General features: G+C 74.3%; 20 protein-coding genes. 9 read left to right on the top strand and 11 right to left on the bottom strand.

Features of this window, described 5'->3' with window-relative positions; all coding sequences use genetic code 11:
• The first annotated feature begins 30 nt into the window (after positions 1 to 30).
• Positions 31 to 1,815: an NAD+ synthase gene (locus FXF68_RS20410; RefSeq protein WP_148761572.1), complete on the top strand. Its 1,785-nt coding sequence runs from the start codon at positions 31 to 33 to the stop codon at positions 1,813 to 1,815.
• Between the two features lie 192 nt (positions 1,816 to 2,007).
• Here the strand turns inward: FXF68_RS20410 and FXF68_RS20415 are convergent, their stop codons facing one another.
• On the bottom strand, positions 2,008 to 4,125 hold the full coding sequence (locus FXF68_RS20415; RefSeq protein ID WP_148762361.1) for a SpoIIE family protein phosphatase: 2,118 nt from the start codon (positions 4,123 to 4,125) through the stop codon (positions 2,008 to 2,010).
• Between the two features lie 284 nt (positions 4,126 to 4,409).
• On the opposite strand from FXF68_RS20415, the gene panB reads away from it, so the two are divergent.
• A complete protein-coding gene (gene panB, locus FXF68_RS20420; protein ID WP_148352577.1) occupies positions 4,410 to 5,261 on the top strand; it encodes a 3-methyl-2-oxobutanoate hydroxymethyltransferase in 852 nt (283 codons plus the stop codon).
• Between the two features lie 129 nt (positions 5,262 to 5,390).
• Here panB and npdG read toward each other — a convergent pair whose 3' ends face one another.
• Positions 5,391 to 6,089, bottom strand: a complete 699-nt coding sequence (npdG, locus tag FXF68_RS20425) for an NADPH-dependent F420 reductase (RefSeq protein WP_148761574.1) — start codon at positions 6,087 to 6,089, stop codon at positions 5,391 to 5,393.
• Between the two features lie 123 nt (positions 6,090 to 6,212).
• Between npdG and FXF68_RS20430 the strand changes: the two genes are divergently transcribed.
• A complete protein-coding gene (locus FXF68_RS20430) occupies positions 6,213 to 6,815 on the top strand; it encodes a hypothetical protein (RefSeq protein WP_148761576.1) in 603 nt (200 codons plus the stop codon).
• A 97-nt stretch (positions 6,816 to 6,912) separates the two neighbouring features.
• Here the strand turns inward: FXF68_RS20430 and FXF68_RS20435 are convergent, their stop codons facing one another.
• Positions 6,913 to 7,092: a hypothetical protein gene (locus tag FXF68_RS20435; protein ID WP_148761578.1), complete on the bottom strand. Its 180-nt coding sequence runs from the start codon at positions 7,090 to 7,092 to the stop codon at positions 6,913 to 6,915.
• Between the two features lie 71 nt (positions 7,093 to 7,163).
• Here FXF68_RS20435 and map point away from each other — a divergent pair, with 71 nt between their 5' ends.
• From map to FXF68_RS20450, 3 genes are read left to right on the top strand one after another with little or no spacing between them, the layout of a single operon-like run.
• Positions 7,164 to 8,015, top strand: a complete 852-nt coding sequence (gene map / locus FXF68_RS20440) for a type I methionyl aminopeptidase (RefSeq protein ID WP_148761580.1) — start codon at positions 7,164 to 7,166, stop codon at positions 8,013 to 8,015.
• 59 nt (positions 8,016 to 8,074) lie between these two features.
• Positions 8,075 to 8,764: a ComEA family DNA-binding protein gene (locus tag FXF68_RS20445; RefSeq protein ID WP_148761581.1), complete on the top strand. Its 690-nt coding sequence runs from the start codon at positions 8,075 to 8,077 to the stop codon at positions 8,762 to 8,764.
• Between the two features lie 19 nt (positions 8,765 to 8,783).
• Complete coding sequence (locus tag FXF68_RS20450) at positions 8,784 to 9,824, top strand: DNA polymerase ligase N-terminal domain-containing protein (protein ID WP_148761583.1); 1,041 nt, start codon at positions 8,784 to 8,786, stop codon at positions 9,822 to 9,824.
• Here the strand turns inward: FXF68_RS20450 and FXF68_RS20455 are convergent.
• A complete protein-coding gene (locus FXF68_RS20455) occupies positions 9,818 to 10,441 on the bottom strand; it encodes an NAD(P)-dependent oxidoreductase (protein ID WP_148761585.1) in 624 nt (207 codons plus the stop codon). The two genes, FXF68_RS20450 and FXF68_RS20455, sit on opposite strands and share 7 nt — an antisense overlap.
• Before the next feature lie 112 nt (positions 10,442 to 10,553).
• On the opposite strand from FXF68_RS20455, the gene FXF68_RS20460 reads away from it, so the two are divergent.
• The gene (locus FXF68_RS20460) at positions 10,554 to 10,904 is read left to right on the top strand and encodes a winged helix-turn-helix transcriptional regulator (protein ID WP_148761588.1); all 351 of its coding nucleotides are present in this window, start codon (positions 10,554 to 10,556) and stop codon (positions 10,902 to 10,904) included.
• 211 nt (positions 10,905 to 11,115) lie between these two features.
• Entirely contained in the window at positions 11,116 to 11,832 is a 717-nt protein-coding gene (locus tag FXF68_RS20465; RefSeq protein ID WP_187438020.1) for a metal-dependent hydrolase, read from the top strand.
• 17 nt (positions 11,833 to 11,849) lie between these two features.
• Here the strand turns inward: FXF68_RS20465 and FXF68_RS20470 are convergent, their stop codons facing one another.
• From FXF68_RS20470 to FXF68_RS20480, 3 genes are read right to left on the bottom strand one after another with little or no spacing between them, the layout of a single operon-like run.
• Positions 11,850 to 12,440: a hypothetical protein gene (locus FXF68_RS20470; protein ID WP_148761590.1), complete on the bottom strand. Its 591-nt coding sequence runs from the start codon at positions 12,438 to 12,440 to the stop codon at positions 11,850 to 11,852.
• The gene (locus FXF68_RS20475) at positions 12,437 to 13,969 is read right to left on the bottom strand and encodes a sensor histidine kinase (RefSeq protein ID WP_148761592.1); all 1,533 of its coding nucleotides are present in this window, start codon (positions 13,967 to 13,969) and stop codon (positions 12,437 to 12,439) included. The genes FXF68_RS20470 and FXF68_RS20475 overlap by 4 nt, the downstream gene beginning before the upstream one ends.
• Positions 13,966 to 14,655, bottom strand: coding sequence for a response regulator transcription factor (locus FXF68_RS20480; protein WP_148352588.1), 690 nt, complete (start codon positions 14,653 to 14,655; stop codon positions 13,966 to 13,968). Before FXF68_RS20480 ends, FXF68_RS20475 begins: the two co-directional genes overlap by 4 nt.
• Before the next feature lie 101 nt (positions 14,656 to 14,756).
• Between FXF68_RS20480 and FXF68_RS20485 the strand changes: the two genes are divergently transcribed.
• Positions 14,757 to 16,502 carry a hypothetical protein gene (locus tag FXF68_RS20485; protein ID WP_148761594.1) on the top strand — a complete coding sequence of 582 codons (1,746 nt, stop codon included), beginning with the start codon at positions 14,757 to 14,759 and terminating at the stop codon, positions 16,500 to 16,502.
• Here FXF68_RS20485 and FXF68_RS20490 read toward each other — a convergent pair.
• From FXF68_RS20490 to FXF68_RS20505, 4 genes are all read right to left on the bottom strand, one after another.
• Positions 16,496 to 17,593 (bottom strand): baeRF3 domain-containing protein, encoded by a 1,098-nt coding sequence (locus FXF68_RS20490; RefSeq protein ID WP_148761596.1) that lies wholly within the window; start codon positions 17,591 to 17,593, stop codon positions 16,496 to 16,498. The two genes, FXF68_RS20485 and FXF68_RS20490, sit on opposite strands and share 7 nt — an antisense overlap.
• Positions 17,594 to 17,695: 102 nt before the next feature.
• Entirely contained in the window at positions 17,696 to 18,403 is a 708-nt protein-coding gene (locus tag FXF68_RS20495) for a response regulator transcription factor (RefSeq protein ID WP_148761598.1), read from the bottom strand.
• Positions 18,404 to 18,416: 13 nt separating this feature from the next.
• Positions 18,417 to 19,652, bottom strand: a complete 1,236-nt coding sequence (locus FXF68_RS20500) for a sensor histidine kinase (RefSeq protein ID WP_246178825.1) — start codon at positions 19,650 to 19,652, stop codon at positions 18,417 to 18,419.
• Positions 19,653 to 19,712: 60 nt separating this feature from the next.
• Entirely contained in the window at positions 19,713 to 21,839 is a 2,127-nt protein-coding gene (locus FXF68_RS20505; RefSeq protein ID WP_148761600.1) for a bifunctional copper resistance protein CopD/cytochrome c oxidase assembly protein, read from the bottom strand.
• Positions 21,840 to 21,848: the final 9 nt, after the last annotated feature.

Raw genomic sequence — 21,848 nt, forward strand, 5'->3', positions numbered from 1 at the left:
AAACCGGTTCCGGCGATCTATCCTTGGACCGTGGCACAGCTCAGGATCGCTCTCGCGCAGGTGAACCCGACCGTCGGCGACCTCGGCGGCAACGCCGACACGATCGTGCAGTGGACGCGGCGCGCCGCCGACGCGGGCGCGCACCTGGTCGCCTTCCCCGAGATGGCGCTGACCGGCTACCCGGTCGAGGACCTCGCGCTCCGCGCGTCGTTCGTCGAGGCGTCCCAGCGGGCCCTCGCGGCGCTCGCCCGGCGGCTCGCCGACGAGGGCCTCGGCGACCTGCCGGTCGTCACCGGCTACCTCGACCGCCGCACGGTCGGCCTCGTCCGCTCCGGGCAGCCCGCCGGGGCCCCGCTGGACGCGGCCGCCTGGCTCCACGACGGCGAGGTGCTGGTCCGCTCGGCCAAGCACCACCTCCCGAACTACGGCGTGTTCGACGAGTACCGGATCTTCGTGCGCGGCGACCGGCTGCCCGTCGTCCGGGTGCACGGCGTCGACGTCGCGACCGTCGTCTGCGAGGACCTCTGGCAGGACGGCGGCCCGGTCAGCGTCACCGGCGCCGCCGGGGCCGGGCTGCTGCTCGCGCTGAACGCGTCCCCGTACGAGCGGAACAAGGACGACGTCCGCCTCGACCTGTGCGCCCGGCGCGCCCGCGAGGCGGGCTGCGCCCTCGCCTACGTCAACATGGTCGGCGGCCAGGACGAACTCGTCTTCGACGGCGACTCCGTCATCGTCGGCGCGGACGGCACGCCGCTCGCCCGCGCGCCCCAGTTCACCGAGCACCTCCTCGTCGCCGACCTGGCGCTGCCCGCGGCCGACCCGTCCGCCGAGCCGGGCCGCACCCCGGTCGACGCGCTGGACGGCACGACGATCACCGTCGACCGGCTCGTCCTGTCGCCCGACCCGCTGCCCGCCTACCCGGTCGAGCCGCAGACCGTCGCCGAGCCGCTGGACGACCTGGCCGAGGTGTACGCGGCGCTCGTCCTCGGGACGCGCGACTACGTCCGCAAGAACGGGTTCCACTCGGTGGTGCTCGGCCTGTCCGGCGGGATCGACTCCGCGCTCGTCGCGACGCTCGCGTCCGACGCCATCGGGCCGGAGAACGTGCACGTCATCCTGCTGCCGAGCCGCTACTCCTCCGAAGGCTCCGTCGTCGACGCCGAGGAGCTCGTCAAGCGGCAGGGGCTGAACGCGCGGACCGTCCCCATCGCGCGCATGGTCGAGGCGTTCGAGGAGCAGCTCGACCTGCACGGGCTCGCCGCCGAGAACCTCCAGGCCCGGATCCGCGCCAACGTGTGGATGGCCATGTCGAACGAGCACGGGCACCTCGTCCTGACCGGCGGCAACAAGAGCGAGCTGGCCACCGGCTACTCCACCCTCTACGGCGACTCGGCGGGCGGCTTCGGCCCGATCAAGGACGTCTTCAAGCTCACCGTCTGGGAACTGGCGCGCTGGCGCAACACCCAGGCGGGGAGGTCGTCGCCGTTCCTGCACCTGTTCGCCGAGGAGCCGATCCCGGAGGCGATCATTCAGAAGGAGCCGTCCGCCGAGCTGCGCCCCGGCCAGCGCGACGTGGACAGCCTGCCGGAGTACGACGTCCTCGACCCGCTCCTCACCGACTACGTCGAACGCGACATGGGCCGCGCCGCCCTCCTCGCCGCCGGGCACGACCCCGATCTCGTCGACCGCGTCATCCGCATGGTCGACATCGCCGAGTACAAGCGCCGCCAGTACCCGCCCGGCCCGAAGATCACCCCGAAGAACTTCGGCCGCGACCGCCGCCTCCCCATCACCAACGCCTGGCGCGAACGCTAGCCGGGACGAGCCCTCAGCCGTCGCCACGGGTCGTGCGGCCGGAGCGAGCTTTGCGAGCGCAGGCCGCACGACCCGCCGGCGCAGGCGACCGCAGCGACGCCCCACACGTCCGTAACAGGCAAGACAGACAGAAACGGCGTCGTGAGGATCGCCTGCGCCGCAACGGGGGTTCCAGGGGGTCGCCCCCCTGGGCTACTCGCGGTGGTGGCTTTCGCCGGGCCAGGTTTCGCCGGGCCAGCCCTGGACGATCTCGGAGGCGTCCGGGTCGACGCCGGGGACGACCTGTTCGCACCAGACGACCTTGCCGGCGGCGGTGCGGCGGGTGCCCCAGCGGTGCGCGAGCTGGCTGACGACGAGGAGGCCGCGGCCGTTCTCGTCGTCGTCCTCGGCGCGGCGCAGCCGGGGCAGCGCGGCGGACCGGTCCAGGACCTCGCATACGAGCGTCCGCTCCAGGAGCAGGCGAAGTTCGATGGGGCCGGGCGCGTACCGGAGCGCGTTCGTGATCAGCTCGGACGCCAGCAGCTCGGTGGTGTAGTCGAGCTCCTCCAGGCCCCACTCCTCCAGGCGGGACCGGACGAGGCCGCGGGCGCGGCGGACGGCCGCCGGGTCGGCGGGCAGCGTCCAGGAGGCGTAGCGGTCCTCGGGGAGGCGGCGGAGCCGGGCGATCAGGACGGCGATGTCGTCGCGGTGCTGGTCGGCGTACACCCCGGCGAGGGTGGCCTTCGCGAGGTCCTCCATGGAGCGGTCGACGGAGTCGGGGCCGAAGATCCGCTGCAGCCGGGCGAGGCCGTCGTCGATGTCGCGGCCCCGGTTCTCGACGAGGCCGTCGGTGTAGATGACGAAGAGGCTGCCGTCCTCGACGGTGAACTCGCGGCTCTCGATCGCGGCGCCGCCGGCGACGCCGAGCGGCGGGGCGGGCGGGACCTTCAGGTACTCGTTGTCGCCGTTCGGCCCGGCGAGCAGCGGCGGCAGGTGCCCGGCGGACGCGATCTCGATCGTGCCGGTGGTCGCGTCGTACACCGCGTAGACGCAGGTCGCGAAGTGCGGCTCCTGCTCGCCGAGCTCGATCATCAGCTCGTGCATGACGTGCAGGGCGTCGGCGGGCGGCAGCTCCAGGTTGGCGAGCGTGTGCAGGGCGGTGCGGAGCCGCCCCATGGTGACGGCGGCGCGGACGCCGTGCCCGGCGACGTCCCCGACGATGAGGGCGACGCGGGCGCCGGGCAGCGCGATCGACTCGTACCAGTCGCCGCCGACCTCGACGAGCTTGCTGCCCGGCAGGTAGCGGTGCCGGACCTCGACCGAGGACGGCGCGGACAGCCGGTTCGGCAGCAGGCTGCGCTGCAGCGCGAGCGCCGTGGCGCGTTCCCGGCTGAACAACCGGGCGTTGTCGATCACGATGGCGGCGCGGGCCGCGAACTCCATGCCGATCTCGACGTCGTAGGCGTCGAACTTGCGGAACCCGGGGACGCGGGTGCAGGCGATGAAGCCGAGCAGCGTGTCGCGGGCGATCATCGGCAGCAGCACCATCGACACGTTGGACAGCAGCTCGCCCGCCGGGCCGCGCCGCCACAGCCGGCCGATCTCGGACGCGGCGTCGAGGTCGATGTGCGGCAGGTGGACGGGCCGGGCCGTGTCCATGACCTGGCGGTACGGCGTCCCCTCCGGGAACACCAGCACCTCGCCGACCGGGAACGTCGACGTCCAGGCGGCGTTGCCGTCGTCGGAGGTGACCGCGATGCGGCGCAGCACCGCCGAGCCGGACTCGGCGTGCACCTCGTCGGCGGCGACCAGGCTCTCCAGCACCAGCACCGACGCGGCGTTGCAGTAGTGCGGGACGACGACCTCCACGAGGCCGCGCGCGGACTGGTCGAGGTCGAGGGACGCGCCGAACCGGGTGAGCTGGTCGTCCATCAGGGCGCGGCGCATGAGGGCCGGATCCTGGTAGCGCTCGCTCGGCGGCAGCGCCACGCGGACGAACAGCAGCGCCGAGCGCGTGGTCGCGGAGTCGCCGCCGACCAGGGGCTGCGCGGTGACCACCGCCTCGGTGGTCGAGGAGTCGCCGCGCAGCACGGTCAGCACGCCGGTGCGCTCCTGGCCCGCGTCGCTGGACTCCAGGAGCGCCTCCAGCTCGGCCTTGGCCTCGTCCCCGACCAGCTCGGTGGCCGGGCGGCCGATCAGCTCCTCGGGGGCGCGGCCGAGGACGGCCCTGGCGTTCGGGCCGCATTGCACGATCCGCCGCGTTCCGTCGATGCCCAGGACGAGGGTCCGGGACGCGGAATCGGCGGCGGGCGCATCGCCTCGCGGCGCCATCACGGATCTCACCTGACGCGCTCCCAGACAGCCGGTCGTCTCAGCACTACCCAGCGACAGTATGAGGCATGACACGGTTTCAAGGGGAGAAGATCACACCTACCACGTCGAAATCCGACCGGTATATGCCTCCCCCGGCCACATTCCGGGCGCTCGCGCGCCACCGCGGGCCTGCGTGCCCGTCCGATCCGGGAATGGCGGGGCCTTTCCGAATCGTTCCTCAAGTGGCACGATCGGTCTCGTCTGGGTACGCCACCGTGGCGCCTCAAGACCGGAGGTTCAGCATGTCTTCTTCTGTCGCGCCCCCCGCGCAGCCGACCGCACTCTACGGCGGTACCAGCGGACGAAGGGTCACCGTACGCGACATCGCCGCCGCGAAGGCGCGGCACGAGAAGTGGCCGATGCTCACCGCCTACGACGCGATGACCGCGCGGATCTTCGACGAGGCCGGGATCCCCGTGCTGCTCGTCGGCGACTCCGCCGCGATGGTGGTGTACGGCTACGACTCCACCATCCCGGTCACCGTGGACGACCTGATCCCGCTGACCGCGGCCGTCGTCCGCGGGTCCAAGCGCGCGATGGTGGTCGCGGACCTGCCGTTCGGCTCCTACCAGACGGGCGTCCCCGAGGCGCTCGCCGCCGCCACCCGGTTCCTCAAGGAGACCGGCGCGCACGCGGTCAAGCTGGAGGGCGGGCGGCGGATCGTCCCGCAGGTCGAGGCGATGGTCGCCGCGGGCATCCCGGTGATGGGCCACCTCGGCCTCACGCCCCAGTCGGTGAACGTCTTCGGCGGCTACCGGGTGCAGGGCCGCGGCCAGGACGGCGAGGAGCTCATGGCGGACGCCAAGGCGCTGGAGGCGGCGGGCGCGTTCTCCATGGTCCTGGAGTGCGTGCCGGAGGACCTCGCCGCGCGGGTGACCTCGTCGCTGTCCATCCCGACGATCGGGATCGGCGGCGGCAACCAGACCGACGCGCAGGTCCTCGTCTGGCAGGACATGGCCGGGCTCACCCCGCGCACCGCGAAGTTCGTGAAGAAGTTCGCCGACATGAACACGCTGCTCAGCGAGGCCGCGCGCAGCTACGCCGACGAGGTCGTCAGCGGCGCCTACCCGGCCCCTGAGCACTCCTACAGCTGATCCGCCGGAGCGTCTCGACGTCCCGCCGCCGGTCCACCCCGGGCGGCGGGACGGCGACCGCCCGCACGGCCGCTCCTCGCCCCGGCGCGGCCGTGCGGGCGCCCTCGTCCGCGCTCCCGGACGCCGCTTCTAGACGTCGGTGACGCGCAGTCCGGCGTGCGCCTTGTAGCGCCGGTTGATCGAGATCAGGTTCGCGGTGAACGCCTCGACCTGGTGGGCGTTGTGCAGGCGTCCGCCGTAGACGCCGCGCATGCCGGGGATGCGGCCTGCGAGCGCCTGGACGAGGTCGGTCGCCTCCCGGTCGTCGCCGAGGACGAGCACGTCCAGCTCCATCCCGTCCACCTCGGGGTCGAGCAGCAGCTTGGCGGACACGTGGTGGAACGCGGCGACGACGCGGCTGTCCGGCAGGACGGCGGCGGCCTGCTGGGCGGCGCTGCCCTCCTCGACCGGCAGCGCGAAGGCGCCCTTGCCCTTTTCGAACCCGAGCGGGTTGACGCAGTCGACGACGACCTTCCCGGCAAGCTCGGCGCGCACCGACTCGAGCGTGGCCTTGTGGCCGTCCCACGGGACCGCGACGATCACGACGTCGGAGCCGCTCGCGGCGGCCGGGTTCTCCGCCCCGGACACCGGCAGGTCGCCGCCCGCGGCCAGCTCCTCGGCCGCGGCCTGGGCGCGCTCGGCATTGCGGGAACCGATCGTCACGCGGTGCCCGGCGAGCGCGAACCGGCGGGCGAGGCCCTTGCCCTGATCTCCGGTGCCGCCGAGGATCCCGATCGACAGGCCGGTCACGTCGGGGAGGTCGTAGGGCGTCTTCCGCTGCTCAGTCATGCCGCCGAGTCTGCCAGGCGGGTCCGCGGCGGCCGCGCGGCGGGGTTCCGGCACGGCGCGCACCGGCGCGCGTAAGACAGCCGTGCGTAAAAGGACCTTGTACGGCGCGGCTCCTGAGGCACCATGGTGGCCGTGGACGCCGAGCAGATCGTCATGTTGCGTGAGGTGCTGTCGGCCACCGGCTGGCTGGAGCGGACGCGGGAGTTCGGCCGGGCGCTGCGGGTCACCTCCCGGACGCCGGGCGGCCTGCTGCTCGTCGGCACGCCCGGCGACGACCCGTGGCACCTCGCCGCGCACCTGGACGACGAGAGCCGCCTCGCCGCCGTCCCCGGCCTCGCGCCGACCCTCGTCCGCTGGACGCCGCCCGCCGACGCCCCGCCCCACCTACGGGTCGGGCTGGAGCGGCTGGAGGCGGCGCGGCGCGGCGAGACGCTGTTCGTCGTCGCCGAGGAGGACGCGCCCGTCCCGCTGCTGGAGCGGGTGGACGACGCCCGCCGCGTCGGCGCGACCGTCCTCGCGCTGGAGGGCGGCGACAAGGACCTGCGGGGCCTCGCGCACGAGGCGCTGACCGTCCCGCCGGACGAGGCGCTGATCTCCTTCGACGGGGCGCAGCACCTCGTCAGCGCGGCGGCCGGGGAGGAGCAGGGGAAGGCGCCGCGCGGGCTCCGGCACCGCCTCGCCAAACTCCTGGACGCGGTGACCGGGCCCGTCGTGGACCAGCCCTGACGGCCGGGCCGGTTCCCGGAGCGGAGCGCCAGCGGAGTGGAGGGGACCGGCCCGGCCGCATCCGGGGGGTGTGGGGGGTCGTCCCCCCACAGGTGACTCAGTCGTCGCCGTCCTGTTTGCGCCATGCCTCGTTGCGCTCGCGCGCGAGGGCGAGCGCGCCCGCGGCGGCGCTCTCCGACCCGTAGGGGCCCATCCGGTCCTTGTCGGGGCAGCCGGGCCCGTGCTCGACCCTCATGTGCTTCAGGCAGAACCACCAGTCGCCGTCGTCACCGGCCATCGGCACTCCTCTCGATCCGGCTCTCGGCACGGGATTCGTTGCCGCGAGCGCGCTGACTACACTCCATCACTATGACGACCCAGCTTCTCCGGCCCGGCAACGTCTCCCCCATGCGCAAGGTGCCGTCGAGCATCCCGCGCCCCGAGTACGTGGGGAAGAAGCGCCCGAAGACCGGCGAGCCCGACGTCAAGTCCCCCGAGATCATCGAGCGGATGCGGGTGGCCGGGAAGATCGCCGCGCAGGCGCTGGAGGAGGTCGGCAAGCACGTCCGGCCGGGCGTCACGACCGACGAGCTGGACGCCGTCGGCCACGAGTTCCTGCTCGACCACGGCGCGTATCCGTCCACGCTGGGCTACCGCGGGTTCCCGAAGTCGCTGTGCACCTCGATCAACGAGGTGATCTGCCACGGCATCCCGGACGACACCGTCCTGCGCGACGGCGACATCATCAACGTCGACATCACCGCCTACATCGGCGGGGTGCACGGCGACACCGACGCGACGTTCCTCTGCGGCGACGTCGACGAGGAGTCGCGGCTGCTGGTGGAGCGCACCCACGAGGCGATGATGCGCGGCATCCGCGCGGCCAAGCCGGGCCGCCAGCTGAACGTGATCGGACGGGTCATCGAGTCCTACGCCAAGCGGTTCGGGTACGGGGTCGTGCGCGACTTCACCGGCCACGGGATCGGCACGACGTTCCACTCGGGCCTGGTCGTCCCCCACTTCGACGACCCGAACGCGACGACGGTCATCGAACCGGGGATGACGTTCACCGTCGAGCCGATGCTGACGCTCGGCACGTACGACTACGACATCTGGCAGGACGGCTGGACGGTCGTGACGAAGGACCGCAGGCGCACCGCGCAGTTCGAGCACACGCTGCTGGTGACCGAGGACGGCCACGAAATCCTCACCCTGCCGTGACCGTTCTGTTGATCTAGAGTCCGATTCACGTCCAGATCCGGCCGGGAGACCCTCTAGAGATGAACGCCCCAGCGCCGTACGAGCCGAGGGTTCCGTCCGACAGCATGCCGCCGGGGCGGGCGGCGCTCAGCGTGACGTGGGCGGCGCTGCCGTTCCTGACCCTCGGCTACGCCACGCCGTTCACCTTCGCGGCGGCGGCGCTGTGGCGGCGCAGCGCGCACCTGCTGGTGTCCACGGCGGTGTACGTCGGCGTGTTCGCGCTGATGATGGTCCTGGTGCCGGACATGGGCAAGGAAGACGGCGCGGAGCGCTACGTCGGGATGCTGATGTTCGTCCTCGCCGTGGTGGGCTGCGCGCACGCGTTCATCATCCGGCGCCGCGTGTTCGACCCGCACGGGCTGTCGGCGGTCGACAACGAGGCCGTGGTCGAGCGCGTCAAGCGGCGGCGGCTGCTGCGCGACAAGGCGCGGGCGCTCGCCGAGTCCGACCCGGGCCTGGCCCGAGAGCTGCGGATCGGGCGTCCCGACCTGCCGCGCCAGTACAACGACGGCGGGCTCGTCGACGTCAACCACGCCCCGCCGGAGGCGCTGACGCTGCTGCCCGGCGTCACCCCCGAGCTGGCCGCGCGGATCGACCGGGTGCGGGCGGAGACGGGCGGGTTCATGTCCGCCGAGGAGCTGTCGGCGGTGGCGGGTCTGCCGCCGTCCCTCACCGGCGACCTCGCCGACTACGCCGTCTTCATCCGCTGATCGCGGGTACGGATCGGGCGTGACCCCGAAGAAGCGGAAGAAGAACGACGGCGGCGACCGGCTCGCCGAGTACCGGGGCAAGCGGGACGCGGGGCGGACGCCGGAGCCCGTCCCGGAGGGGCGGGCGGAGCCGCGCGGGGACGACGACACGTTCGTCGTCCAGGAGCACCACGCGACCAGCCTGCACTGGGACCTGCGCCTCGAACGCGACGGCGTGCTCGTGTCGTGGGCCGTGCCGAAGGGCCTGCCGTGGAGCCCGGACACGAACCACCTCGCCGTCCGCACCGAGGACCATCCGCTGGAGTACGCGACGTTCGAGGGCGAGATCCCGCGCGGCGAGTACGGCGCCGGGACGATGACCATCTGGGACGCGGGCACCTACGAGACGGAGAAGTGGTCCGAGCGCGAGGTCAAGATCGTGATGCGCGGCGCGCGGGTGTCCGGCCGGTACGTGCTGTTCCGGACGCGCGGCAAGAACTGGATGATCCACCGGATGGACCCGCCCGCCGACCCGGACGCCGAGCCCCTGCCGGAGTCGGTGCTCCCGATGCGCCCGGTCGAGCGGGCGCGGCTGCCGCGCGACCGGGACGCCTGGGCCTTCGAGTTCGCGTGGGGCGGCCGCCGCCTCGCCGCCTACGTCGAGGGTGGCCGGACCCGCTTCACCGACGACCGGGGCCGTCCCGTCGACGGGCCGGGCGGGCTCGGCTCCCGGCTCGGCGCCGCGCTCGGCTCCCGGCCCGCGCTGCTGGACGGGGAGGTCGCCGTCCTGGAGGGCCGCGAGACGTACCTGATCGTCGACCTGCTGCACCTCGACGGGCATCCGCTGCTGGACGTCCCGTACCGGGAGCGGCGGGAGCGGCTCGACGGGCTCGGGCTGTCGGGCCCGCGCTGGCAGACCGCGCCGTGGTACCCGGGCGACGGCGACGCCGTCCGGGACGCCGCCGCCGCGCAGGGCCTGCCGGGCGTCGTCGCCAAGCGCCTCGACTCCCGCTACGAGCCGGGCGAGGAGTCGGACGACTGGCGCCTCGTCCCCGCCGCCTCCCCGGACGGGTCTCAGTAGGCCACGGTGATGCGGCGGCGGACGGCCTGGTTCTTCTCCAGCTCGTCCACGACCGCGACGGCGTAGTCCTCGGCGCTGATCGCGCTGTTGCCCTCGGCGTCGGCGAGCAGGGAGTCGCCGCCGAGCCGGAACTCGCCCCTGCGCTCGCCCGGCTGGATCACCGCGGGCGGGGAGACGTAGGTCCAGTCCAGGTCGCCGGCCTCGGCGCGGATGAACTGGAGCAGGGCGTCCTGGGCGAGGGCCTCGCCCTTGTACTCGGCGGGGAACTCGGGCGTGTCGACCAGGCGGACGCCGGGCGCGACCTCCAGGCTGCCCGCCCCGCCGACCACGACCAGCCGCCGGATCCCGGCCTGGCGCAGCCCGTCGAGCACGCCGCGGCCGGCGGCGAGCAGCGGCCCGGTCGCCTCCGACCCGTCGCGGGGCGGGGCGATCGCCAGCACGACGGCATCGTGGTCCGCGGCGTACCGGGCGACGGCCGCGGCGTCGCTCGCCTCGCCCGGGGCCGTCCCCTCCGCCCCGCTGCGGGTCATGCCGGACACCGAGTGGCCACGGCCGAGCGCCTCCGCCGCGATCCGGCTGCCGATCATCCCGGTCTCGCCGATCACGAGAATCCTCATCGGTCCTCCTTGGAAGATCATCAGAACGTCGTTGATCATGCCCGTCTTCGGAAGTGACGGTATCCATCGGATACTGGTTACTGCAAAGAACCTTTGGTACCGTTCGGAAACCATGAAGGGTGACGCGTTCGACCCCGACTGCCCGACCCGCCTGGTCCTCGACCGCATCGGCGACAAGTGGTCGGTGCTCGTCGTGCTGAGCCTCAGCGACGGCCCGAGCCGCTTCACCCGGCTGCGCGACCGGATCGGCGGCGTCACGCCGAAGGTGCTCACCCAGACGCTCCGCGCGATGGAGCGCGACGGCCTCCTCACCCGGACGGTGTTCCCCGAAGTCCCGCCCCGAGTCGAGTACGCCCTGACGCCGCTCGGGAAGTCGCTGCGGACGCCCATCGAGGCCATCGCCGAGTGGGCGGAGGAGAACGTCGGGGCCGTCGTCGCGTCCCGCGAGAGCCACCTCGTCTGACCACGGTCCGGCCCCGGTCCGCACACGGTCCGAACACGGTCCGAACCCGCGGCGCCCTGGAGCGCCCGGACGGAACCGGGACGGCCCCACCGCCATCAAACGGGCTAAGCGCCCACTTCGGCGCGCCGCCGCTGAATCACGGCGGTAGCGGGCTAGAGTCCCGCCCTGAAGCGGGGCGGCGGGGACGGGCTGGAAGCGGGGACAACTACAGATGATGGGCAAGACGCACGCCCTCAGCGGGGCGCTGGCATGGCTCGCGGCCGTGCCGGTGATCGCGCAGGAGGGACTGCTCGGCGACCACGCGGTGTCGCTGTCGGCGGAGCAGGTCGCGGCGGGCGCCGTCGTCTGCGCGGGCGCGGCGATCCTGCCCGACATCGACCACCACAACGGACGCATCGCCAACACGTTCGGGCCCATCACGCACCACATGTGCAAGGGGATCGGGAAGCTGTCGGGCGGGCACCGGCAGGCCACCCACTCGATCCTGTTCGCCGTCGCGATGGGCCTCGCGATGGACTACCTCGCCACCCACTACGTCTACGCCTGGTGGGCCTGCCTGTTCATGATCGTCGGCCTCGGGCTGCGCGGCATCGGGCTGGACTTCGAGGGCAAGGAGCCGCAGTCGGCGCTCGCCGACTGCGCGCTCGCCCTCGTCGCGGTCTGGCTGATGCACAACATCGACATGAGCTTCGTCGGGTTCGCGGTCGGGCTCGGCTGCTTCGCGCACGTCGTCGGCGACTGCCTGACGCCGCGGGGCTGCCCGGTGTTCTGGCCGCTGCCGTACCGGATCGACGTCCCGGTCATCCCGAAGACGGACGGCAAGGTCGAGCGGTGGGTGGTGATGCCGGTCCTCACGCTCGGCGTCGCCGTCCTCGCCGTCCGGTCGGTGCTCGGCGACACGACCGCCCAGTGGCTGACCCGGGGCTGACCGGCGCGGGCGGGTGATCAGCCCAGCAGGTCGCCGAAGTCGCCGCAGGTCAGCGACATCCAGGGCTGGACGACCTGGTTGTCCCACATGGCGACGATCATGACCCGCCGCACCCCGGGGACGGTCTGCGCGGTGCACGCGAGCTGCCCCAGGGCGATCCGCGGCCAGCCGACCCCGGCGGCGTCGGGCTTGGCCCCGCTCAGCGTCCGGCCGGAGGGCACGGTCACGTCGACGTTGATCTCGCCCTGCCGGTCCCCGGCCCTGACCACGACCTGCCGCCCGGCGGGCACCGCGCTGCGGAGGCCGTTGCGCCGCTCCAGGGACGTCACCGGCACGCTGAGCTGCGTGATGCTCAGGTACGGCTGGCCCGGCAGGCCCGGCCGGACCACGGGGACGAGCCTGCCGCCCTTCACCAGATAGATGGTGAGGGTCGCGGCCTTGCCCGCCGCGACCGGCGGGCCGCCCGCGCCGATGATCCCGGTCGGCTGGATCCCGAGGCCCCCGTCGACCGGGACGAACCGGGCCGGCACCGCCGCGAGCGCCGCCGCCGCGACGAGCACGGCGAGCGCCTTGCGCGGCCGTGTGAACGTCCATGACCGGTGTCTCATGAGGCGCCGTCCCGCTCTACGTCGTCCTGCTCTACGTCGTCCCGCTTTTCCTCGTCCATTTCTTCGTCGTCCTGCTTCTCGGGGAGCCACAGGGTGAAGACGGCGCCGCCGTCCGGGGCGTTGGCGGCGTCGAGCGAGCCGCCGTGCAGCACCGCGTTCTCCCTGGCGATCGACAGGCCGAGGCCGCTGCCCTCGCTGCGCGAGCGCGCCGCCTCCGACTTGACGAACCGGTCGAAGACCACGGCGAGGAGGTCGCCCGGCAGACCGGGGCCGTGGTCGGACACGACGACCTCCACGCCCGCCGCGCCGTCCCGCCCGGCGCGGCCGAAGCGCAGCGCGACCGGCGGGCGGCCGTGCTTCAGCGCGTTCCCGGCGAGGTTCGCGACGATCACGTCGAACCGGCGCGGGTCGAGGCGCGCGAACAGGTCGGGCGGGCCGTCCACGACGACCTCGTCGCGCCAGCCGCGCGCGCGGAGGGTGGCGGCGACGGCGTCGGCGACGTTCACGTCGTCCAGGACGAGCGCGGCGGCGCCCGCGTCGAACCGGCTGATCTCGATCAGGTGCTCGACGAGCTGCCCGAGCCGCCGGGTCTCGCCCGCGACGAGCCGCGCCGCGGTGCCGCCGCCCGCCGCCGCGGCCTCCTCCGCCAGCAGGTCGGTCATCGCGACCATCGAGGTCAGCGGCGTGCGCAGCTCGTGCGAGACGTCCGCGACGAACCGGCGGGACGCGGCCTCCATCGCGCGCAGCTCGGTCACCGTCCGCTCCAGCGCCTCGGCGGTGGCGTTGAACGTGCGGGCGAGGTCGGCCAGCTCGTCGCCGCCGCGCACGGCCACCCGCGTCTCCAGCTCGCCGGCGCCGAGCGCGCGGGCGGCGGCGCCGAGGCGGCGGACCGGACGCAGCACCCCGCCGGTCGCGAGCAGCGCGAGGCCGAGCGCGGCGACCAGCGCGACGGCGTCCGCGACCAGCAGCGCGCGGGTGAACAACCGCAGGTCGGCGGCCTCCCGGCTGAGGCTCGCCGACACGAACACCATCGGCGGGGTCGTCCGCCACGGCTCGTCGACCGTCGTCTGGTAGCCGGTGGCGCGCGCCCCGACGAGCAGGTAGGGCTTGCCGCCCCGGATGATCCGCTGGAACACGAGCCCGTCCCTCGCGCGGTCGGCGAACGCGCGGGTGACCGGCACGTCGAGCTGCGACGGGTCGGGGAGCGGCACCGGGCCGCTCAGCGGCACGGGCACCGCGGCGGCGCGCCGGCCCGCGCCCGACAGGGCCTCCACGAGCTGCGCGCGGACGAGCTCGTCCACGTCCGGCGGGAGCTGCGGCGGGATCTGCCGGGCGAGGGTGTCGCGGACCTCGGTCAGCACCGCGTCCTGCGCCCGCTGCAGCATCAGCCGCCTGAGCAGGACGTAGGAGATCCCGGACGCGAGCAGCGCGGCGAACAGCGCGACCGCGGTGAACGCCGCCGTCAGCCGCACCCGCAGCCCGACCGACCGCGGGCCCCGCCCGCCGGTCGCCCGCGTCCCGGTGGTCATGGGGCGGCGAACCGGTAGCCGAAGCCCCGGACGGTCTCGATCAGCCGCGGCTCGGCGGGCTCGTCCTCGATCTTGGCGCGGACGCGCTGCACGCAGGCGTCCACCAGCCGCGAGTCGCCCGGATAGGTGTGCTCCCACACCTCGGCGAGCAGGTGCTGGCGGGTCAGCGCCTGGCCGGGGCGGCGCGCGAGCTCCAGCAGCAGCCGCAGCTCGGTCGGGGTGAGGCGCAGGTCGGTCCCGGCCTTGGTGACCTTCAGCGACGTCCGGTCGATGACGAGGTCGCCGTAGACGGAGCGGTCGACGAGGGTGTGGTCGGCGCGCCGCAGCACGGCGCGGATGCGGGCGTCCAGCACCCGCGGCTCGACCGGCTTCACCACGTAGTCGTCGGCGCCCGCCTCCAGGCCGAGGACGACGTCGAGGTCGTCGCCGCGCGCGGTGAGCAGGATCACCGGCAGCGCCCCGCCGCCGCACAGGTCGTCGCGGCGGATCCGGCGGCACACCTCGATGCCGTCGATGCCGGGGAGCATCACGTCCAGGATCGCGATCTCGGGGCGGCGGGCCCGCAGCGCCGCCAGCCCGTCCTCGCCGGTCGCGCGGGACGTGACGCCGTGCCCCTGCCGGGTGAGGGCCAGTTCCAGGGCGGTCCGCGCGGCCGGGTCGTCCTCCACGAAGAGAATGCTCGCCACCCGGACATTATTCGCCACCGGAGATCGTCCGCCGCCGAGTGTCACAGGATCCGGACATCGCGCGGACAAGATCATGACAGTGCGCGCGGACGGTGGACGCCATGACGCCCGCCATCGCCCCGCCCCGGATCCCGGCCGCCTCGGCCACGCCCGCTCCCCCGCGCCCCGCGCGGCCCCGGGCCCTGCCGTGGCTGCTCGTCGCGGGGACGGTCGCGCAGGTGCTCGTCCGGCTCTGGTTCGCCCGCGCCCGGACGGGCCCCGCCGCCGACCCGGACGAGACCGGCTACCTCGTCGCGGCCCGGTGGCTCGCGGGCGGGCCGGGCGGCGACCTGACCGGGCACACGTTCTACAAGGGCGGATACCCGCTGCTGCTGTCGCCCGCGTACTGGTTCACGCACGACCCGGCGACCGTGTACACGCTGGTCATGGGGATCAACGCGGTGCTGGGCGCGCTGCTGTTCCCGCTCGGGTACGCGGCGGCGCGCCGGTTCGGGCTCGGCCGCCGCGCCGCGCCGCCCGTCTCGTTCGCGGCGGCCCTGCTGCCCGCGACCACGTTCTTCGGCGCGTTCGCCCTCGCGGACGCCGTCCTGCCGGCGCTGGTGCTCGCCTGGCTGCTGGCGCTCGACCGGTTCGCCCGGCACGGCCGGGCCGCCGACGCGGTCGCGGCGAGCCTCGCGGCGTCGTACATGGCGACCGTCCACACGCGCGGGACGGTCCTGCTCGCCGTCCACGTGGCCGCCCTCGTCGCGGTGGCGGCCGCGCGGCGGAACGTCCGCGCGGCGGCCGCCGGGGGCTGCGTCGCGGCGGCGGGGCAGGCGGCGGGCATGGTCCTGAACGCGCGCGTCCGCGCCGCGCTGTACCCGGGCGGCGCGCGGGACCTCGCCGTCATGCTGGAGACGCGGCTCACCTCCGTGCCCGGCCAGGAGTGGGCGCTGTCGGGCGCGGCCGGGCAGGTCTGGTACCTGATCGTCTCCACCTGGGGGCTCGCCGGGGTGGGCCTCGTCGCGGTCGCGGCGGTGCTCGTCCGCCGCCGCGCGGCCGCCGCCGACCGGACGATGGCGGCCGTGGTCCTGGCGGCGACGTTCGGGATCGCGTACGCCTCGTCCGCCGCGCTCCCCGACGAGCACCGGGTCGGCAACTTCGCCTACGGCCGGTACCTGACGTGCGTCGCCCTCGTGTACGCGCTGGCGGGGGCGGCGGCGCTCGCCCGGTCGGGCGGTCGGACGGCGCTCCGGCTCACGGCGGCGGCCGTGCTCGCCGTGGAGATCGCCGGGCTGTGCGTCACCGCCTACGCGGGCGAGCGGCTCCGCACGCACAAGTTCATCGGCTTCGACTTCCCGGAGATCATGTTCCTGACCGATGACCGCGCCGCGCTGCATCTCCAGGAGGCGACGCTCGTCGCGTGCGGGCTGCTCTGCGGTTTCCTCGCGCTGTCCAGGCTGGGCGGACGCCGCGCCGCGCCCGCCATGGCCGCCGCCCTCGCCGTCGTCGGCCTGGCGGCGCTGACGTTCGCGATGGGGCCGTCGCCGCGGCGCCAGTCCCCGCCGCCCCCGTTCCCCGGCCCGGCGGCGGGCGGCGTCGCCGCGGACGTGTCGCTCAACTGGGTCGCCCGGGTCAAGCTGGCGTACCCGGTGTGGTGGACGCGGGTCGGCCGCGTCGACATCCGCGCCGGACGCCCGCCCGCGCGGGGCGTGTGCACGGTCGTCGTCGCCCTGCCGGACGGGACGCCGCCCGAGGCGTCCTGGCCCGCGCACCCGGACGGGTGGCGCCCGCATACGGGCCGGACAGGACCGGACGGCTGGGTGAGCTGGCACGCCCCGTCCTGCCCGGCGGCGCGCCGTCAGTAGCGGGTGACCAGCGCGATCCGGTCGTGGTCGACGAGGAAGCCGTCCGAGACGAACGTCACCTCGCCGCCGTATTCGAGGGTGGTCTCGATGACGTCGTCCACGGCGTCGTCGACGACGTCCGCGCCGCGCAGGACGCCGGGCATGCCCTCGACCGGGACGAGCTCGCCCTCGGCCTTCACGGCGGGCGCGTAGTAGCCGCGCTCGACGACGAGGTGCTCGCCCCGTCCCTCCTCCACCAGCCGGATGACCTCGCACAGGCCGCCCGCGTACCGCTGGATGCTGCGCGCCGCCTCCAGCTCGGACAGCACGCCGACCTCGCGGAGGTCCTCGTAGGCGGCGAGCGCCGGGCAGGCGGCCTCGGCGAGCGCGCTCGGCGCGGCGCCCTCGAAGCTGCCGTCGACGCGCCCCGCCACGGTCACGTGCGGCCCGGCGGCCTCGTCGAAGAACGCCTGGTGGCGGGTGACGCCCGCGACGATCAGGGGACGCCGGTCCCGGGCGAGGACGCGGTCGAGGGCGCTCGCCGCGTCCCGCATCAGGCGGCGGTGCCGCTCGCTGTCGCCGCCCTGGGCCGGCCGGCGCGACTGCCGTCCCGACCCGGCCTCGTCGATCTGCTCCGGCTCGACGGGGAACCCGTCGGCGGCGTGCTCGGTGAGGTCGTCGCCCCGGCCGTCCCAGAGGCGGACCCGCTGGTCGGACAGGGACAGCAGCCAGTAGCGCCGGGCGCGCGTGTAGTCGGCGACGAGGTCGCGGGTGGCGAAGCCGGTGTCGACGACGACCCGCTCGTCCACGTGCTGGGCGATGGTGAAGGCGTGGTGCTCGCCGCCCGGCGCGGCGAACAGCACGAGGCCGTCCGAGGCGTGCCGCGGGTCGGTCTCGTCGGCGGCGTGCTCCAGGCCGCGCAGCACGTGGTCGGCGGTGTCGGCCGGGACGCGGGGGTCGGCGCGCAGCCGGCGGCGCACCTCCGCGAGCAGGTTGCGGAGCCGGATCGGATCCTGCCGGTTCTCCGGGGCCGACCGGTGCGTCGGCAGCAGCACCGACACGGCGGGGTAGGCGCGCGGCTTGCGCAGCTCGGCCAGGGTGACAGCGTCCATGATCCCCCGATCTGTTTGCTTTTGCCCTTTATGCTTTTCTAGCTACTCGCAGGTAAACAAGGCGTAAGCCGCAGGTCAGAGCTGCGCGATCAGCCGGTGCGATCAGCCGGGGGTGATGAACGAGGTCTCGTAGGCGAAGATCACCGCCTGGGTGCGGTCGCGGGCCTGGAGCTTGCCGAGGATGTTGCCGACGTGCGTCTTCACCGTCTGCGGGCTCACGAACAGCTCCTGCGCGATTTCGGCGTTGGAGCGCCCCTTCGCCATCAGGCGCAGGACGTCCCCCTCCCGCTCGGTCAGCCGCTCGTGCCACCGCGTGGCCCCGCCCGCGCCGCCGCCGGACGGCCCGTGCCGCGCGGCCAGCTCCCGGATCGCCGCCGGGAACAGCAGGCTCTCACCGTGCGCCACCATCCGGATCGCCTGGAGGATCTCCTCCGGGCGCGTCCGCTTGAGCAGGAAGCCGTTCGCGCCCGCCTTCAGCGCGTCGTACACGTACTCGTCGTTCTCGAACGTCGTGACGACGATGATCTTCGGAGGCCCCGGGGCGGTGCCCGGGGGGCGTGGGCCGTCGTCCGCCCTCGGGGGATGCGGCGCGGTCTCCAGGATGCGGCGGGTCGCCTGGATGCCGTCGAGCCGCGGCATCCGGACGTCCATCAGGATCACGTCGGGGCGCAGCCGCCGGACCGCGTCCGGCACCTCGGCGCCGTCCGCCGCCTCGCCGACGACCGTCAGGTCGTCCTCGGCCTCGATGATGGCCGCGAGCCCGGCCCTGATCAGCCGCTCGTCGTCGACCAGCAGAACCTTGATCGTCATGGTGCGGACCTCGTCATGTCCCGGACCTTAGCGGCAGCGAGACGCGGAACCGCCAGGCGTCGCCGTCCGGGCCCGCGCTCATCTCGCCGCGCAGCACGGTGACCCGCTCGCGGACGCCGCCGAGCCCGCGCCCGCCGCCGTGCCCCGCGCCGTCGCCGCGCACCGCGCCGAGCGGGTTGCTCATCTCCATCTCCAGCCGCTCGCGCTCGACCCCGAGCCGGAGCCGCACGGGGACCCGTCCCGCGTGCCGAAGTGCGTTCGTCAGCCCCTCCTGGACGATCCGGTACGCCTCCCGCGACACCGCCGCCGGCACGTGCTCCACCTCCGGTCCCACCTCCGCGTCGAGTTTCACCCCGGCGATCCTGGTCTGTTCGAGGAGCCGTCCGAGGTCCTTCAGCGTGGCCTGCGGCGCCTTCCCGGCCGCGTCGTCGCGCAGCAGCCCGAGCACGTGGTCGAGGTCCTCCAGCGCCGCGCGGGCGGACTCCTCGATCGCGCCGAGCGCCTCCCGGGCGAACGCCGGGTCGCTGTCGAGGACGCGTCCGGCCGCCGCGGCCTGGAGGGTCACGACGCTGAGCGCGTGCCCGACCGAGTCGTGCAGCTCCCGCGCCAGCCGGTTCCGCTCGGCGAGCCTGACGGCCTCCGCCTCCACCTCGGCGAGCCGCTCCGCGGCGGACGGCCCGAGGAACCTCGGCGCCAGCCTGGACATCAGCCGTCCCGCGCCGACGATCAGGGCGAGCAGCGCCGCCAGCGCGGCGAGCCCGATGAGCGGCGCGGGCCACTGGTGCCACGCGGGCTGCCAGCCCCAGGCCTTGAGGAAGTTCTCGTCCCAGCCCACCCAGGGCGCGGCGACCATCACGAACGCGAACGGCGGCACGGCCAGGCTCAGCCCGCTGACCAGCACGCCGACGCCGAGGTGCAGGCCGAACCACGCTCCGGCGCGGCGGCGGCTCTCCCACGTCCGCGCGGACGCGGGCGCGAGCGCCGCGCTCGGCCCCCGGAGCAGCTCCTTGGCGAGCGCCCCCTCCAGCAGCCGGACGGTCGGCACGACCCCCGTGACGAACGTCGCCGCCGCGGGCATGACGAGGAGCGCCAGCACGGCCTTGACGGCGCCGTTGCCGAAGGGCAGCAGCGGGGCCACGAGGGTGATGCCGAGGAACCAGTACGGCATCAGCAGCGCGCCGCCCACGACGAGGTGGGACCAGCGCAGCCACGTCGTCCGCTGGACCAGCGGCCGGAGCACGCGCGTCACACGACGATCCTGGCAGACGCGCCGACCGCCCTCACTCCCCCGCGAGAGGGAGATCCCAGCTCAGGGCGTCGCGCCGGGCCCCTGCTCCCCCGCGGCCCCGCCGGGCTCGGGGGATTCGGCGGGCTCGGCGGCGACCTCGGCGGGCACATCGGCGGGGATATCGGCGGGCTCCGCCGCCGCCCGGTCGCGCTCCGCGAGCTTGGCGAGGCGCGCGTTGTAGACGGCCAGCTCGTCGTCCTCCGCATTCCCGGTGGCCGCGGCGCGGTCGGCCTTGCGGTCAAGGCGGCGGGCCTGCCGCTGGTCGTCCATGTACCACTGCACGGCGAGGACGAGCAGCACGATGAACGTCGGCACCTCGCCGAACCCCCACGCGATCGCGCCGCCGGTGTGCTGGTCCTTGAGGACGGTCGTCCCCCACGGCGGGTCGACGGCCGTGTACCACCCGCGGGCGAGCGCCTGGCTCATGTTCATCAGCGCGATGCCGAAGAAGGCGTGGAACGGCATCGTGACGAACAGCAGCAGCAGGCGTCCCGGATAGGGCAGCTTCTTCGGCGCCGGGTCGACGCCGAGCAGCACCCAGAAGAACAGGCTCCCGGCCAGGAGGAAGTGCACCGTCATGGCGATGTGGCCGAGATGGTTGCGCATCGCCTTCTCGAACAGCGGCGTGAAGTACAGCGCGAACGTGCTCACCACGAAGATCACCGTGGCCACGCCGGGGTGCGCGATGACGGCGACGTACCGGCTGTGCAGCATCGTGGTCAGCCACTCGCGCGGCCCCCGGTCGCCGCGGATCCGGGCGGGCTTCAGGGCGCGCAGCGCCAGCGTCACCGGCGCGCCGAGGACGAGGAAGATCGGGACCAGCATGTTCAGCACCATGTGCTGCGCCATGTGCACGCTGAACAGGATCGGCGCGTACTTGGCGACGCCGGTCTGGGTGGCGATCACGATGGTGACGAGCCCGAGGAGCCAGGACGCGGTCCGCAGCGGGGGCCAGGAGTCGCCGCGCCGCCGCAGCCGTACGACCCCGGCGAGGTAGACCCCGCCGAGCACGGCGACCAGCGCCGCGAAGAACAGGTCGAACTGCCACAGCGTGGCGAGCCGCGCCGGGGTGATCGCCGGCGGCATGTCGTAGCCGAGCAGCGCCTTGACGGCCGTCTCCGGCTCGCCGGGCGCGGGCGGCGCGGTCCGCGCCAGCGCCACCGCGAGGCCCATCGTCCCGCCCATCACGGCGGCCTCGACGGACGCGAGCCGGGCGAACGCCCACGGCCTGCGGTCCTCGATCGCGGGGAGCGTGCGGGTGCGGTGCCACCAGCCGAACCAGCCGAGCGCGCAGAACGCGGCGATCTTGCCGAGGGCGAGCCGCCCGTAGTCGGTGTCGACCAGCTCGACCGGGTCGGGCAGCCGGGCGATCACGTTCACCAGGCCGCTGACGCCGACCGTGACGTAGCACCACAGCGCCATGCGGCTGAACCGGTCGGCCATGAGGCCGAGCCGGTCGCGGCCGAGCAGGGCGTGGACGCCGACGATCGCGAGCCCGCCGACCCACGGCGCGACCGCCGCCACGTGCAGCGCGACGCCCGTCGTGGCGGTGGAGTGGTTGGCGGCGGACGCCGAGTGCCCGGTCAGCGGCGCGGGCAGCAGCGCGATCGCGGCCAGCGCGAGCAGCCCGAACGCGGCGGCGGGCGTGGTGGTGGTGCGGGCCAGCAGCGCGACGACGACGGCCAGCAGCACGACGATCATCAGCGCGGTGCCCTGCGGCAGCGAGCCGACGTAGCTGCTCAGCTCGCTGCCGGTGAGGACCTGCCCGACCGGCTGGCCGAGGACGTCCGCGACGGTGAGGACGAGGGTGGCCGCCGCGGCGGCGGCCCAGGCGGCGGCGAGCCAGGACGCGGCGCGCAGGTACCCGGTCGCGTCGCCGGACAGCCGCCCCGGGCCGCGCCCGCCGCCCTCGACGGGCAGCAGCGCGGCGGCGGCGAGCAGCGCGCCGACGGTCAGCGCGGACAGCAGGTCCATCGCCGTCCGGGACGCCGGGAGCCCCCACCGGGTGACGGCGCCCGCGTCGCCGAGCCCGGGGATGACGGTCTCGGTGACCGCGCCGCCGAGGACGAGCCCGGCCACGAGGACCGCGCCCGCCGCGGCGACCGCGACGGCCGCCGCCCGGTAGACGCCGAGGCTGCCCTTCGCCACGTCCGGCTC

The organism is Actinomadura decatromicini (genome assembly GCF_008121305.1).
Classification (GTDB): domain Bacteria; phylum Actinomycetota; class Actinomycetes; order Streptosporangiales; family Streptosporangiaceae; genus Spirillospora; species Spirillospora syzygii.